General features: G+C 52.6%; 10 protein-coding genes. 4 read left to right on the top strand and 6 right to left on the bottom strand.

The window, feature by feature from the left end; genetic code table 11:
- Positions 1 to 9: 9 nt before the first annotated feature.
- A complete protein-coding gene (locus BM123_RS04110) occupies positions 10 to 1,557 on the bottom strand; it encodes a M20/M25/M40 family metallo-hydrolase (RefSeq protein WP_090165582.1) in 1,548 nt (515 codons plus the stop codon).
- Positions 1,558 to 1,781: 224 nt separating this feature from the next.
- Here BM123_RS04110 and BM123_RS04105 point away from each other — a divergent pair, with 224 nt between their 5' ends.
- Entirely contained in the window at positions 1,782 to 2,852 is a 1,071-nt protein-coding gene (locus tag BM123_RS04105; RefSeq protein WP_090165580.1) for a Fic family protein, read from the top strand.
- 161 nt (positions 2,853 to 3,013) lie between these two features.
- Here BM123_RS04105 and BM123_RS04100 read toward each other — a convergent pair whose 3' ends face one another.
- The gene (locus tag BM123_RS04100) at positions 3,014 to 6,199 is read right to left on the bottom strand and encodes a DUF7619 domain-containing protein (RefSeq protein WP_090165578.1); all 3,186 of its coding nucleotides are present in this window, start codon (positions 6,197 to 6,199) and stop codon (positions 3,014 to 3,016) included.
- A 306-nt stretch (positions 6,200 to 6,505) separates the two neighbouring features.
- Here BM123_RS04100 and BM123_RS04095 point away from each other — a divergent pair, with 306 nt between their 5' ends.
- Positions 6,506 to 7,309: a pseudouridine synthase gene (locus BM123_RS04095; RefSeq protein ID WP_090165576.1), complete on the top strand. Its 804-nt coding sequence runs from the start codon at positions 6,506 to 6,508 to the stop codon at positions 7,307 to 7,309.
- 104 nt (positions 7,310 to 7,413) lie between these two features.
- Here the strand turns inward: BM123_RS04095 and BM123_RS04090 are convergent, their stop codons facing one another.
- On the bottom strand, positions 7,414 to 8,232 hold the full coding sequence (locus BM123_RS04090) for a mechanosensitive ion channel family protein (protein WP_090165574.1): 819 nt from the start codon (positions 8,230 to 8,232) through the stop codon (positions 7,414 to 7,416).
- A 242-nt stretch (positions 8,233 to 8,474) separates the two neighbouring features.
- Here BM123_RS04090 and BM123_RS04085 point away from each other — a divergent pair, with 242 nt between their 5' ends.
- Positions 8,475 to 8,960 carry a regulatory protein RecX gene (locus BM123_RS04085; protein WP_090165572.1) on the top strand — a complete coding sequence of 162 codons (486 nt, stop codon included), beginning with the start codon at positions 8,475 to 8,477 and terminating at the stop codon, positions 8,958 to 8,960.
- A 144-nt stretch (positions 8,961 to 9,104) separates the two neighbouring features.
- Entirely contained in the window at positions 9,105 to 9,830 is a 726-nt protein-coding gene (pyrH, locus tag BM123_RS04080) for a UMP kinase (RefSeq protein WP_090165570.1), read from the top strand.
- 92 nt (positions 9,831 to 9,922) lie between these two features.
- Here pyrH and BM123_RS04075 read toward each other — a convergent pair whose 3' ends face one another.
- From BM123_RS04075 to BM123_RS04065, 3 genes are all read right to left on the bottom strand, one after another.
- Complete coding sequence (locus BM123_RS04075) at positions 9,923 to 11,293, bottom strand: Gfo/Idh/MocA family protein (protein WP_090165568.1); 1,371 nt, start codon at positions 11,291 to 11,293, stop codon at positions 9,923 to 9,925.
- A 12-nt stretch (positions 11,294 to 11,305) separates the two neighbouring features.
- Positions 11,306 to 12,100: a 3-keto-disaccharide hydrolase gene (locus BM123_RS04070; protein ID WP_090165566.1), complete on the bottom strand. Its 795-nt coding sequence runs from the start codon at positions 12,098 to 12,100 to the stop codon at positions 11,306 to 11,308.
- 135 nt (positions 12,101 to 12,235) lie between these two features.
- Entirely contained in the window at positions 12,236 to 15,229 is a 2,994-nt protein-coding gene (locus tag BM123_RS04065; RefSeq protein ID WP_090165564.1) for a glycoside hydrolase family 3 N-terminal domain-containing protein, read from the bottom strand.
- Positions 15,230 to 15,272 lie beyond the last annotated feature (43 nt).

The raw sequence follows: 15,272 nt of genomic DNA, 5'->3' as shown, positions 1-15,272 counted from the left end.
GGCCTGACGCTACAGTTTTTCTGTTAACACGCCATATAAAGTCTCTGCTCCCTTAAAGTAATTCTTCAGCAGAATGTTCTCATTCGGACTGTGCTGGTTATTGTCCGGATTAACGAGTGGCAGCACAACGGCCGGCACGTCAAGCTCCGTCACGAAGGGTGCAATCGGCACCGATCCACCCATGGTACGGATCAACACGGGATCTTTGCCGAAGGTATGCTTAATGGCGTTCTGCAGCCAGCTCCCGGTTTTGCCGTTGAGGTCGGTGCGGAAGGCAGCGTAACTCGTTTTCCCGCCGAAGGAAGCCAGTCGTGCGTGATTGGCCCGCTCTTCATCCGTAGGCTCCCGGCCTTCGGGGATGATGTAGTAGCCCTGGGCTTTGATGTGGTTGCGCACGAGGCCAAGTAGCCGGTCTCCGTCGGATTCTTTGACGAGGCGAAGGTCCATATTTACCACCGCGGTGTTGGGGATGATCGTCCGGGCGGAGAGCCCTACCCAACCGCTGGACATTCCTTTGATGTTGAGGCTCGGGTACTGCAGGGCTTCCTGCAGGTTGCGCCCGACGCCGTCGGGCTGGCTGAAGCCGATTTTCTGGTGAATGGAGTTAGCATCATCCGGCACACCATCGAGGATGCGGCGGGTAGCGGCATCGATCTCAATACCGTCGTAGTAACCGGGAATGGTTACCCGGCCGGCATCGTTTTTCATACTGGCCAGCAGCTGGGCCAGCCGCAGCGCCGGGTTCGGGGCATAGTTGCCGTAGTGGCCACTGTGTTGTGGCAGTTTGGGGCCATAGACGGTGAGCCGGGCGCTGGCAATTCCGCGCGCGCCACCCACAATGGTAGGTTGGTTAGTGATATGGACCGGACCATCCAGAATGATCAGGTGATCAGCAGCCAGAGCGGCACGGTGGGTTTTGACGGCACCGGGCAGGTCGGGGCTGCTGAACTCTTCCATGGAGTCGATGATGAATTTCACGGTGTAGTTGGGCCGCTTACCGTCGGCGATCATCTGGTCCCAGGCAACGAGGAAAAGCATGATCGGTGCCTTGGCGTCGGAGCTGGCGCGGGCGAAGAGGCGGACGTCGGTCGTCTCGGGTTTCGCGGGTAGCGTGGCAACCTTCTGGTAGTTGATGGTGCCATCGGCCATCGCCGTCATCGTTCCGTAAACGGGCTTGAAGGGCGGAGAAAGTATCCACTTGGACACGTCTACTGACTGCCCGTCCACGTGGCCGTAGAACAGTACCGTTTCGGCCTTCGGGGTAGCCGCCTGATAGGTAAACAGCAACAGATCGATGCCTTCATTTTTCAGGCGCCTGCCAACAAAGCCACGCTTGGCGAACTCCTTTTCCAGCCAGACGAGGTTGGGTTCTAACTGTCCTTTGATGCGGGCGTCGTTGGGGATGGAAAGAAACTCCTGATAGGGCTCCAGACTTTCCAGGGTGCGATCGTGGAGCGTTTTGTGCCCTACGGGCGATTGCTGCGCTTGAAGTTGGGCGCTGACGCAGGTGCAGAGGAGGGTTAGAAGGAGCAGGGGGAGGGGGTACCGATAAAGCATAAGTAGTAGCGATTAAGCGCCAAAAGCAGCAAGGTACAATGACATTATCAAACAAATAATACATAAAAACTAATTCAAAACCTTTCTACGAGGCACATTACATGCGTAAAAAAAATTATTCTTTACGCATGTAGCTCATTACATGGGAAGCAGCTTCCCCTATAAACCACCTAATGTGTAATTTTTATCACAATTTACCCATATATTTGTTTTAAAATAAAATTATGAAAGCTTGGCCGATTGAGAAGATACCCAGTTCTACAGAACTCGAATCTAAAGCTGTATTGCGCGAACTGGTAAGTGCCCGCGCGGCCCTTGCGGAGCTTAAAGGAGTAGCGAGGACGATTCCAGACCAATCCATACTGATCAATACTTTAGGCATACAAGAAGCCAAAGACAGTTCAGCCATTGAAAATATCATCACCTCGCTGGACGAGTTGTTTAAAGGAGACCTTCAGCTATCCGGTAACTCCTCTTCGGAAGCCAAAGAAGTCCAGAATTATGTGGAAGCGCTGAAAAAGGGCTTCGAGCTTATCTCGGAGAAAAGACTACTTACCGGAAACGATATCATAAAAATCCAATCTGTGCTAGAGAAAAACAATGCAGGCTTTCGGCGAACTCCCGGAACCTCATTGTTAAATGCCTACACGAAAGAGGTAGTCTATACACCACCACAGGATTTTGAGACAATAAGTGCCTTGATGAAAGACCTTGAGCAACTAATCAACAATCCGGATTACAGGCAATATGACCCTCTGGTCAAGATGGCCATTATCCACTTTCAGTTTGAGAGTATTCATCCATTTTACGATGGAAATGGTAGAACTGGTCGCATCATCAATATTTTATACCTCATCCTGTCCGATCTACTTGATTTTCCGACCCTCTACTTGAGCAACTACATAATCCACACTAAACAGAGGTATTATCAGCTGTTTCAGGAAGTGCGTTTAGAAAGCAACTGGGAAGATTGGCTAATCTATATTATCCGTGGAGTCAGCTTGACGGCAAAAGACACCATCAATCTCATCGAAAGCCTTCAACTCCAAATCACAGACATGCAGCGTAAACTTCGAAGCAACTATAAGTTTTACTCCCACGAACTCCTGATGAACCTTTTCCGCCACCCTTACACTAAAATAGAATTTCTGGAGAGAGATCTGAAAATCTCCCGGAAAACGGCTTCTCTCTACCTGAATAAATTAGCGGATGATGGCGTTTTGCGAAAGGAGCGGATGGGGAAGCATCATTACTTTGTTAATGAAGACCTCTACCACCTGTTTCTGACACGATGAGTCTCTCACCCCATCGGCTCCCCCACACTCACCCCTGCCCCCAGGGCAAGCATTAAACCCCACACCGAAGAGTAGAGTACAAAGCACAGCTATAGCTTTTAAAACCTCCCCTTGCACCTGCGCCCGCGCCAGAAAGCTCTTCTCACACAGACCTCAGCCCTTTACCGCACCAACAACTTAAAGCAGCTACTCCCCTTCGGGCCGATAAAGCCAATCCAGTATACACCGGGCTGCAGCCCGGCCGTGTTGAGTCGATCCGTTGCGGGACGGAAAGCCTCTTGCTGGCTTACCGGCCGGCCGAGTGGGTCAAAGACCGTCAGCGTACCCGCCGGGCTGTCCAGTTCAAAAGCGACCCGATCACCTGATGTAACTGGGTTGGGATACAGCTTACCGCTTAGCCACGGCGTCGCCGTCCGTACCGCGGCGGGTCGTTCCACTACCGTAATAGCTTCATTCGTGATGATGGGCTCGTTGAAGTCGAAGTAAATGGCGGCCTGATTAGCAATACTATCCCCGTTCATCAGCTCTTCGTCCACCGCAATGGTATAGGTGATGTAACCGTGGCTGGCCGCCTCATCCCGGGTGCTGTCCGCCAACTGAATATTTTCGAAAACGAAGGCCAGTAGGCGGTCGTCCTCCACGACGATCTCAAAGTCATGACTCGCCTCCACGCTTTTGATGGACCCCAGCTGCAGGCCGGGATCAATCTCATTGCGTACAACTACCGTCTCGGCCGGATAAGTCCCCGTATTCTGAAAGCGAATCCGGTAGTTCAGCAACTGACCATCCGCCACCTGCATCGGGGTAACGATGCTTAGGTCCACGGCAATATCGTTGGGGTCGTAGGAGCCGACCAGAATGTCCGTCAGGGTCGCAATATTATTTGCCGGGGTTTCTTCGGCCGCCGAAGCGCTGCTGATGGTGGCCGTACTGCTGATGGTGCCCCCAAGCATGGCCATTCGGTCAACGGTAAGGTACAAGACGATCAGACCAGACTCCAGCGGAGCCAGATCCCCCAGCTCATAGGTGAGGGTATTACCATCTTGTTGGTCAGGGTCCTGATTCGCCCCGTCAAAGGTAAATTGAGGATCGAGTACGATTTCCAGACTTACCCCTTCCGTAGGAGCCGCTCTGTTCTCGTAGTGCAGATAATAGCGATTAGAAAAACCCGGACGGTGCACATTGTCCGTTTCCAGGCTTACGCGCAGGTCATTGACATTTCGGTTGAGCTGCAAGCCAAAGTCCAATGGCCCTTCAGCATCCGTTTGCCGGACGGAAGGATTGGAATTGAAATAAGGGTTGTTGATCTCCGGAGCAAAAGCGCCATCGTTACGGAAGAACATCGTATAAACGCCTTCCGCATTGGTAAACGCCAGGTCTTCTCCGTTTTCCAGGAGCATTTTCACCATGGGCAGGCCACTTTCACCTGCATCGAAGAGGTCGTTTTCGTTGGCATCGAAATAGACGGTTCCTGTGGCTTTTCGGAGTTGAACCTGATCAGGGTCCAGTTGCCAGAACCCATTTCGATCGGTGGATATTATAACTTTACCGTTCACCAGTTGCATAACTTCTACCCGATCATTAGGCAGCCCGTCATTGAAGTATGTCCAGTTGCGCCCCTGATCACCCGAAATTACGATTCCGTTATCGCGGGCGGCCATGAGGTGGAAGCCATTAACGGAGATTATTGCCTTCACTCCCGGAGGAGCATTCAGTGTAGGGTAAATAATGGGCTCCAGCTCCGTAGCCGTAAGGAGCCAGTTGTCCCCATCATCATGCGTTACGTAAATGTCATATGTCTCTTTGGAACTTCTGGAGACCAGCGCGAAAAGCGCCCCTTCGGTACTGATCAGACGGCACTCATTGCTGCGGGTACCGATGGGAAACTCCTCCAGTTGTAAGCCCGTATTCACTTCCGTCCAGTCGGTTTCCCCATCTCTTTTTCGCTGAACGGAGCCGGTTTGGAAAGCAAACACTGCCTCCCCATGCCGCACATAATCGTTGAAGAAAAAAGGAGCCAGTTCAGACATTTCCTGCCAGCTTTCTCCGAGGTCCTCAGAAAATTTTCTCACCCCGTTTCCGTAGTAGAACAACTTTCCGTCTTCGTATTCCAGATGGTCACTGGCCAGCCAGGGCTGGTTCCCCTCCTGAATGACCAGTTGTTGCTGCCCTTCAGGAGATATCCGGTAAATGCTCTTTCTCTGTCCCGAACTGAAAGAAGAAGCGCCGTAAAACACATAGTCATCCGGTGCGGCAATCATTTCATCCAGATTACCCTCCCATAGGGTCAGGGAGGAATCCTCGACAAAACGCAGCCCTTCATCGTTGGTGTGTACCAGCTGCTTATCGTTCTGGTTATAGGTAATTCCATCACCCTGTGCTACCCATTCACGGATGACCGTACCGTTCATTCCGTTCATTCTCGGCACTTGGGTAAGACCCTCATCAGGAGACCAGACAACATCAGTACCGGAAAGAAGCAGCAGGCTACCCGAAAGGGGTAAGAGTCCCATCAGGCTACTGGTGCTAACGGGCATCGTCCAGTTAGCGCCGGCATCAGTCGAAGTGTACAGCTTATTTCCGCTCAAGGCGTAGAGTGTGTCTCCTGATGAACTCAGAGAATTCGTGGCGGCATCAAAATCCCCCACTCCGCTACCAACGCGCCAATCCTCCCCGCCGTTATGACTGTAGTAGATTGAATCATTCACAAAACCCGTGATCAGCGTATCTCCTTTAACCAGTAATTCTACCCGGAAGCTGGTCCGGACGGGATAATTCACTTCCTCCCACTCGGTAGCCGCAGCATCTGTTGCCCGGTATAGTTCGCCGGCAGTGTTACGGATGTAGAGTATTTCGTTAATACTGAAAAGCTCACTCGGCACACCAATGCCAAAGCCCATGAAGGTCCAGTTTAATCCCCCGTCAAAAGATACATAGCCGGCTCTGATATCCCGGTAAAGAATCACCGTCCCGTTGAAAGCCATTCCGCGATAGCCGTTAATATTTTCGGGAAGGGACAGGCGCTGCCAGCTTTCGGTTCCATCTGTTGAAATGAGCAGTTCATAAACTCCGGTCTCCGTATTGAAGACCCGGACAATGGCATTGTTTCCATCCGTTTTCACCTCAAAAACGCTGCCTCTGGCAATGGCTCCTCTAAACGTTTCTGTCCAGGTCATTCCTTCGTCCGTACTTTGGTAGAGTCCACCGTCAGTGTCCGCCAGCAAGGTGGCTCCACAGCGGGCAATGACCCGGGTGGTAGCTCCGTAAGGACCGTCCATGGCTTGCCATTGGGCCGAAAGCGTTGTTGATATGATAAAGAAGAGAAGAAAATTAGTGAGGAATTTCATGAAGTAGTGTTTCTCTGGGTGCGATTTGGTGTAAGCTACTACTAAGATAAATAAAAGTTACAACAATGTAATCTAAAAAATAAATAAAACCGATTTTGTAACTAATTTGATTTCAAATACTGCGCATCCGCAGGTGCATAGAGTTGTACGATGGCAATGAGTGTGGCAAAGAGGTCTATACATAGCCACCATAAAGTGGCTTCCCCTTAACTCTTTCCATTCCCAACCGTTCCCCTAACAAACCTCTGCTACCGGAGGGCCGCACTTAGATTACTGTACAATCACTGCTACCACTACTATCAGACTATGAAACCTCCCCGCCGATTCCAACGTTCCCAGGCCCGCAACTCTGGTCAGCCCCCCGGCCTCGACCGCAAAGCAGAAGACATCATCGGCATGCGCCTCAACAAATACCTGGCGCATTCCGGCGTAGCCAGCCGGCGGCAGGCCGGCGACATGGTCAAAGCCGGTAAGATCAAAGTAAACGGGAAAGTAGAAATAAACCCCGCCTACCAGGTTCAGGCCGGAGACGAAGTAAGTTATAAGGATAAGATTGTCTCGCCAGACGAGCAGTACATCTACGTACTCCTCAACAAGCCCCGCAACGTCATTACCACCACCAGCGATGAACACGACCGGACAACCGTAATGGACCTGCTGGACGACCCGCAGCTGAAAGACTACCGCCTCTTCCCCGTAGGTCGCCTCGACCGGGAAACCACGGGCCTGCTACTCATCACCAACGACGGAGACACCGCCAAACGGCTTACCCACCCCAGCCATCAGGTAAGTAAGATCTATCACGCTACGCTGGACAAGCCCTTCTCCGGCGCCAGCCTCGCCGAAATGGAGCATGGTTACGACCTGGATGATGGCCCCTTTGCAGTAGACTGGGTTCGCTACGCCAAACAAGATGACCCGATGACCGTTGCTCTCCAGATCCATGTGGGTCGCAACCGCATCGTCCGCCGGGCCTTCGAGCAACTGGGCTATACCGTAAAGAAGCTCGACCGGGTATACCTGGCCGGGCTCACCAAAAAGAACTTACCCCGGGGCTTCTACCGCTTCCTTACCGAAGAAGAAGTGCGGATGGTGCGCCACTTTAGTTAATCCACAAAAAAAGCGATCAGTAATCAACGTCCAAAGCAGTTATGCCCGTACGCCGATCACTGATCGCTCATCAATTCACTCCTGCTAAGGAGCGGATAAACTTTTTAGCTTACCTGGTGCATGTGCACATCCTGCTGTGGGAACGGGATGCTGATGCCTTCGCGGTCAAACGCCTTCTTGACGTTCTCCTGCATGTAGAAGAAGGTGTCCCAGTAGTGCTCACTCTTACAGAATGGACGGGTAGCCAGGTTGACAGCGCTGTCTCCATGAGAAGCAACAACTACTCCCTGTCCTGGCTCATCGAGAATCCATGGGCATTCCTTACCAACGGCCAGGATAACTTCCTTTGCCTTGTCAATAGAGTCACCGTAGCCGATGCCATAGGTCAGTTCCACACCAATGGTGCCCTGACCGCTGATGTTCGTGATGATGTTGCTGGTTACAACACCGTTAGGTACCATTACCCGCTTGTTGTCAAGCGTTGCCAATACAGTGTTGAAAATGGCCAACTCCTTCACGGTGCCGGTTTCACCGCCACCAATAGTTACCAGATCACCAACCTTGTAAGGACGGAAAAACAACAGCATTACACCGCTGGCGAAGTGGCCAAGGGTACCCTGAAGGGCCATACCTACCGCAAATGCCAAAGCACCGAGGATAGCAATAAAGCTAGCCGTTTCAACACCTAGCATACCAACAGCAGCCAGGCCAACAAGAATCTTAAGGCCGGTACTGACCAATGACATCAGGAAGGGGCGAACGGTATCGTCCATACCGGACTTCTCCATCCGTTTGCCTAAGAAGGATGCAATGCGGTTAGCAATCCAGAAACCGATGATAAGGACCAGAATAGCTCCGGCAATAGAGGTTGCGTAGCTTATAATTGTTTCCATGTTGCTCTCAGAAAGAAAATCTAAATCCATTAGAAAAATAAATTAATTGATGAATGAATAGTTTTTGGAGGGTGAAGCACCCAAATCTATCTTTCAGACGCGGAAGCCTGAAAAAGACACTAGAAAAGTTAATTAAATTATAAAGCGACTGCTTTCCCGGCTCTACGTATACCTCCATCTGAGGGAACGGTAGACCACTTAAACTGAATAAAGGGATTCAAACCACGACAACCAATGTTTTATTTGTAGCTTTATCCAAAATTAAAAACACTTTGTTTAGTAAAGACAAAAAGGTAGTTTATACTCATGAGCAGGCATTAGAAGCTTTACAGGCTTATTGCGCTTATCAGGACCGTTGCCATAAAGAAGCACGACAAAAACTACGTGATTTAGGTTATTACGGAGATCCCGCCGAAGAAGTCATTTGTGACCTGATAAAAGATAAGTATCTCGATGAGGAGCGATTCGCCCGCTCCTTTGCCCGAGGCAAATTCAAAATGAAGCGATGGGGGCAACAAAAAATCATTCGGGAACTCAAACGAAGAGAAATATCTGCCTACTGCATCAAGAAGGCACTCACTGAAATTGAAGAAGAGGAGTACCAGCGGGTTATCGACGAGGAATTACAGCGAAGAGATCGCCTGGAAAGAAAAGCGACGCATCCCTACCTGCGCCGGCGAAAGCTGGCCGACTATATGTTTCAGCGAGGATTCGAATCTCACCGGACCTGGGAAGCCATCAACCGATTGGAGCTATGAGTGGTCTCGTGATTCGTTCGTCTTGCTGAACTTTGCAAGGATTTAGGAAAGGTGGCAGACTACCAGTCTACTTTTTCGCTCTCGTATGTCTTTCCTGATTACCTTAGCGCCGCCGTAAGTCACGGCACTCCAATTCCTCCCTCCATGGCCCTTAAGTACCGTCGTGTGATGCTAAAACTGAGTGGTGAAACCCTAATGGGTGACCAACAGTACGGCATCGACTCCAAGATGCTCATTTACTACACTAAACAGATCAAGGAGCTTATTGACATCGGCGTAGAAGTAGCCGTGGTAATCGGAGGAGGAAATATATTCCGGGGGCTTTCTGCAGCTGAATCAGGTGTTGAACGTACTCAGGGGGATTATATGGGAATGCTGGCGACCGTCATTAATGGTATGGCACTACAGAGCATGATGGAAACTCATGGCGTATTTACCCGCCTGATCTCCGCCATCAAGATGGAACAAATCGCTGAACCCTACATCCGCCGTCGCGCGATGCGCCACCTGGAAAAAGGACGGGTAGTGATCTTCAGTGCCGGAACGGGCAATCCTTACTTCACCACTGACAGTGCTGCTGCTCTGCGCGCCAATGAAATCGGTGCCGATATTATCCTGAAGGGTACCCGGGTAGACGGCATTTACTCCGCCGACCCCGAAAAAGACCCTACCGCCACCAAATATGACACGATCTCCTATAAAGAGGTCATGTCTAAAGGGCTTCAGATTATGGACCAGGCCGCCTTCGCCCTCTGTGCAGAAAACAACGTGCCCATCATCGTCTTTGACATCAACGAGCCAACGAATCTGCGTAAAATCATGTTCGGCGAAAAAGTAGGCACTCTCGTCAGTAATCAAGCGGATCAATAGCCCTTATAAATGGCTCTTTGTTCCGCCGACTTCAGTCGGCGGAAAGTAATCGACCGACGAAGGCAGTCACTAAGCCTGCTTGGCGGCACAGATTAAAACTTACGGTAAGGCGCGTCCAGCAGCGCATTCGCCTTCTCTTCCCGGAAGCGCGCCGTTGCGTTGTCCCAGTGCAGCGTCTCTCCGGGAAAGCGGCCGGCAATGGTCCCCAGCAAAATGGTCTCCGTCAGACGCGCCGCGTAGGAGAAAGGAGCCGTCACTTCGCCTTCTCCCAAACAGGCATCCACGAACTGGTGGTAGTGCTTCGGGCTTTCAGAAGCATAGTCCCGCACCGGTTCCGGCATATTGTGCTCTTTTTCTACGGCAGCTATCTCCGCGGAGATATCGACATATTTCCCATCCACCATTTTACGGGGTAGCTCCATGAAATGAGGGAGCAGCAAAGTTCCCTCCGTGCCAATGAAAAGCGCCCCTTGCTCCGGCAGCGTTTCTCCTTCGGGCAGCATGAGCTCTTCGTTATCGCCAGCGGGCGCACCGGGGCCGTCATACCAGATCCACTGGAAGCCATCCGTGGTATACTCCGTTGCCGGAAAGGTGTAAGTCACCACATTGTTTTCGGGGAAACCGAAGTCATTGGGCGGACGACAATTAGTGGTAATCGTCTCCGGCACATCCAGGGCCAGTGCATTGTAGGGAGTGTCGAAAATATGAACCCCCATATCACCAAGCGTTCCGCAGCCGTAGTCTACCAGCTTACGCCAGTTTCCGGGGTGATAGACTTCTGCCTTATAAGGCCGCTCAGCGGAAGTGCCTAGCCAGAGGTTCCAGTCCAGTGTATCCGGCACGGGATCAGTGCCAGTGGGCGCTTCTCCGTCGTAGCCCCAGTTTTTGGGTGACCAGGCATGAACCCTCTTCACCTTACCAACGATGCCTGACTGAATCAGTAGCGTAGCCAGTTTGTAATCATAGAAAGAGTGAACCTGAATTCCCATCTGAGTCGTCAGCCCTTTTTCTTCCGCCAGCTTACGCATGGCGCGCGCCTCTGATACGTGGTGAGTCAGTGGTTTCTGGCAGTAAACGGGCTTACCCATCTCCATGGCCTTCATCGAAGCCGGAGCGTGGGTGTGGTCAGGGGTGGATACGATAACAGCATCCACCTCGTCGGCCATTTCAGTCAGCATCACCCGGTAGTCTTTAAAGGTCTTAGCTTCAGGGAAGAGTTTACTGGCGGCTTCCAGATAGTTACTGTCCACATCACAAAGAGCCGTAACGATCACTTTCCCGTGAGAGGCTACTGCCTTCAGGTCTTCGAGCCCCATGTTCCCGATGCCGATGTGAGCAGTCCGTAGGTTGGTCAGCTTTTGGGCAACGGCCGCCGTAGTTTCTGCTGCCGGGCTTCCGCAGCCAGGTAAGGTAGCCGCCGCAGCAAGGGCCGCAGAAGCTTTGATGAATGTTCTTCTTTTCATAGCGCTGATCGATTATAACTTTTTAATACGGATGTTACGGAACCACAGAGAGCTGTCGTGGTCTTGCAGACCGATATAACCAGATTTGAATTTCCCGTAGTCAGGCGCAAGCCCCCACTTGCCGCTGTTCTTCCTGGCCATCCAGTCATCAGACCAAGGTACGAAAGAGAGTACCATCTGTCCGTTGAGCCAATGCTCTACCCGTTCGGGGGTGAAGACGATCTTCGTTTTATTCCACTCTCCGGCGGGGTGCAAGACTTTTTTAGCGGGGTCCGGCTTGTACATGGCGTAGTCCGCCGCAGTGGATTGTAAGGGCTTGATTTCGTTCGGGTTTTCGGTGTAGCCGAGGCTTTTGTTGTAGGCCGTGATATCGTGGTATTCAGTGTACCCTTCATCATCGATCAGTTGGTATTCAGGAGAGACCTCCGGTGGCCCGCCGTAGCCTTCTTTCAGGTGATAGAAAATGCCGCTATTGCCGCCGGGAGGTATCTTCCACTCCAGCTCCAGTTCGAAATTTTCGAATTCCTCGGCAGCGTAAATGATGTCTTTCCCACCTTCGTATTCAGCATCGGACAGTTTCTCACCGTCGTTAAAGGTTAGTACACCCTCTTCGATCACCCAGCCCGGAGGCAGGGTTTTCCCATTATAGCCACGCCAGCCATCGGTGGAGCTCCCGTCAAAAAGGGTAATCCATTCCGATTCAGCGGGGGGCGCGGCCGCAGGTGCAGGGTCCGTTGAAGGAGCAGTGGCGGACGGGCCACAGCTCACGGCGCAAAGCGCCAGGGCAAAAAGAAGTAGTTTTTGCATAATCTCGTCGTTCTTCCGCTGTAGGCGGCATTTGTTCGGGGAAGATAAGGCCTTAGCACAACTTATTGCTCCCATAACCTTACACTGCACCCGCGCGCCGCCGGCTCCACTAAGCTTACCAAACGCGCCTAAATCCTACGGCAGTTTCCCCACCTGCACACTCCGCCGATCCTCAAAAGAAGAGTGCTTCGTGATGCTTTCATACATCGCCGTGTGTAGCCGCAGCCGGGTATCCAGCTTACCGAACGTATTGTTATTCATGCTCGGGTAAGTACGGTTGCTGAGCGCCACAAAAACGAGATCTTCCACGGGGTCCGCCCAAACGGCAATGCCCGTAAAGCCCAGGTGCCCGAAAGCCCGTTCGCTGGCCATCGGCGAGAGGTTCATCTTCCGGTTTTCGTTTAGCTGCTTCATATCAAAGCCCAAGCCCCGGCGGGTTTCATTCGTGTAGCGGCTGGCGAATAAGCGAACGGTCTCCGGCCGCAAATACTGCCGCCCACCATAGTTACCCTCCTGCAAAAGCATCTGAAAAATAGTCGCTACGTCACGGGCCGTGCCGAACAGACCAGCATGCCCGCTCACACCGCCCAGCATCGCGGCGCCCATGTCATGGACGGTTCCCTGCACCCGCTCATGGCGGAAGTAATTGTCGTTCTCAGACGGTGGGATTCTGCTCTTGGGGAATTTTTTAAGCGGCTTGAATGTCAGCGTCGTCAGGCCCATCGGGCGGTAAAAATTGCGGTCAGCAAATTCGTCAACGGTCAGCCCGCTTACCTGGTCAACAATCTTGGCCATCAGATAAAAACCCAGGTCGCTGTAGCGATACTGCCCTTCATTGGGCAACTCGTTGTTATAGATCTTATGCCACATCGAGTCCAGGTAAACCCGGTGCATGTAGAGGTTCTCGGAAACGGGCACAACGAAGTCACCAGTCGGCGCTTTGCGATAAAACTGAGAACTGGGTTTCCCGCTCTGATTGAGGGTCTCTGTGTAAAAAGGAATCCAGCTGCGTAGGCCCGCTCGGTGGGCCAGCATGGGCCGCAGCGTGAGGAACTCGACCGCACTGCCTTCCAGGCCCGGCAGATAGTTACTGATCGGCAGATCCAGGCTAAGCTTCCCCTCATCAACCAGTTTCATGATGGAGATGGTGGTAGCGCAAACTTTAGTGACGGAAGCCAGATCGTAAATATCCGAAGTATGCACTTCTTTACGCCGGCTGTAGGTGTGGTAGCCGTAGGCTTTTTCGTAAACGATCTTACCGCTGCGGGCAGCCAGCACAACCATACCGGGCGTCGCCTTGCGGCGCATGGCTTCCCGGGCCAGCAGGTCCACCTTCGCCGCCAGCTTATTGCCGTTCATCCCAACGGCTTCCGGCTCAGCGTAGCCCATCCGGAAAGACGCGGAGGTTTCAATTCCGGCGTTAAACACTGCTCCGGGGCTGGCCGTAATCGGTAGCCGGCCGGTGATACGGTTAGCCCCGAAGAGGGCCTGCGCAGCGGCATCCTGCGCCACCTCATCTCTGGAGTAAGCCATCAGCACCGTGCCCGCAGAACCGTCCAGGGCCGCCAGGCTGTAGGGGTTACCAAAGACCGAGACGATCATCCGGGCCTTAGCATCAATTCCCCGCAGCAGGCTAAGAACACCAGCCGTAACCGGCACCTTTTCGCGAAACCGGCTACCGTCAGAATAGAGACCAATGATGACCAGATCGTCTTCCGCAATTTTAGCCAGAATCCGCTCCCGGTCCGCTGAACTCAGGTTATAGCCTGCATTCAGGTGGGTGATTTGCCCGTAATCATCCAGACGTTTGGAAAAGGCGGTCGGAGCGTTGAGCCCGACGTGGACACTGACGATCTTGCCACGCTCCAGGTCATTAATCGGCACCAGCCGTTCGCCGTCCTTCACCAGCGTCATTGCATTTTCGAAGAGCGTTTGCTTCAGGGCATAGGCGCCAGCCGTGTTGAGGTGACCCCGCAGATTATCCAGCGGCAAGGTTCTGGTCTTCCGGAGGCCAAGACGATATTTTGACAGCAAAATGCGCCGGACTTTGCGCTCCAGATCCGCAGAAGTAATTTTCCCTTCGTTCATATACCGCTTGATGGCGGTGAAGGCATCGGCGGTACTTTCCGGCAGTAACAGGATATCGGATCCGGCGGCGATGGCCTCCGCTTCCACTTCTCCGTTGCCGTAATGATTGGTAACGCCCTTCATCTCCAGTCCATCCGTGAAGACAAGGCCGGTGAAGCCCATTTCCTTACGCAGCAGATCGTAAACAATGGGCTTACTCAAAGACGAGGGCCGGTTTGGCCGGTCGTCCAGCGCCGGAATCTGAAGATGAGCCGCCATCACTGAGCCAATGCCGTAGCGAACGAGCGCCTGAAAGGGATAGAGCTCCAGGCTGTCCAACCGGGCCCGGTTGTGGGCAATAACCGGCAGATTGTAGTGGCTGTCCGTCCCTGTATCTCCATGGCCGGGAAAGTGCTTTGCACTGGCCAGGATACCATTGTCCTGCAGGCCACGCATATACTGATAGCCTTTGATGGTTACATTGTAGCGGTCTTCGCCAAAGCTCCGGGTGTCAATCACCGGGTTGTTGGGGTTGTTGTTCACGTCCAGCACCGGGCTGAAGCTGACGTTAACGCCCATGTGATGCATCTGCCGGGCGATCTCCGCGCCCATATCGTAAATCAGCTTATTGTCCCGGATAGCCCCCAGCGCAAGCTGCTTGGGAAAGCTGATGGTCTGATCGGGCAGCCGCATGCCCAGTCCCCATTCGGCATCCATTGACACCATAAGCGGAATGCTGGAGAGCGTCTGGTATTCGTTCGTCAGTTGCAACTGCTTTTCCGGAGTTCCCTGAAAAAAACAGAGCCCGCCAACCTGATACTTTTTAATCTCTGCCTTCACGTGCGCGATGTGGTCTGCGCCCCGGTCAGAGTGCGCGCGAATCATCATTAGCTGACCGATCTGCCCGTCAATGGACAAGGTGCTAAAGACGGAATCCACCCAGGCTTTTTCCGCAGCGGTATAGCTGGAAAGATCTCCCTGATAGCGCTGCTGCCCCGTCAGTACGACGGAGGACAGTAAAAGGGCGAGGCAGAGAAATCGTGTCAGGGGGAAAGCTTTCATAACTGGATAAAAAAGACCGTTCGTGGGAAAAGTAAAGCAGGGC

The sequence above is a fragment of the Neolewinella agarilytica genome, from assembly GCF_900110645.1.
GTDB lineage: Bacteria > Bacteroidota > Bacteroidia > Chitinophagales > Saprospiraceae > Neolewinella > Neolewinella agarilytica.
Note: the sequence above shows the minus strand (reverse complement) of the source record. Positions and strands in the feature narration are given on the sequence as shown.

Excerpts from the sequence above, each read along its gene's own strand:
- BM123_RS04110 (WP_090165582.1), bottom strand. The coding sequence starts at position 1,557 with ATGCTTTATCGGTACCCCCTCCCCCTGCTCCTTCTAACCCTCCTCTGC.
- BM123_RS04095 (WP_090165576.1), top strand. The coding sequence starts at position 6,506 with ATGAAACCTCCCCGCCGATTCCAACGTTCCCAGGCCCGCAACTCTGGT.
- BM123_RS04075 (WP_090165568.1), bottom strand. The coding sequence starts at position 11,293 with ATGAAAAGAAGAACATTCATCAAAGCTTCTGCGGCCCTTGCTGCGGCG.
- BM123_RS04100 (WP_090165578.1), bottom strand. The coding sequence starts at position 6,199 with ATGAAATTCCTCACTAATTTTCTTCTCTTCTTTATCATATCAACAACG.
- BM123_RS04090 (WP_090165574.1), bottom strand. The coding sequence starts at position 8,232 with ATGGATTTAGATTTTCTTTCTGAGAGCAACATGGAAACAATTATAAGC.
- pyrH (WP_090165570.1), top strand. The coding sequence starts at position 9,105 with ATGGCCCTTAAGTACCGTCGTGTGATGCTAAAACTGAGTGGTGAAACC.
- BM123_RS04070 (WP_090165566.1), bottom strand. The coding sequence starts at position 12,100 with ATGCAAAAACTACTTCTTTTTGCCCTGGCGCTTTGCGCCGTGAGCTGT.
- BM123_RS04065 (WP_090165564.1), bottom strand. The coding sequence starts at position 15,229 with ATGAAAGCTTTCCCCCTGACACGATTTCTCTGCCTCGCCCTTTTACTG.
- BM123_RS04105 (WP_090165580.1), top strand. The coding sequence starts at position 1,782 with ATGAAAGCTTGGCCGATTGAGAAGATACCCAGTTCTACAGAACTCGAA.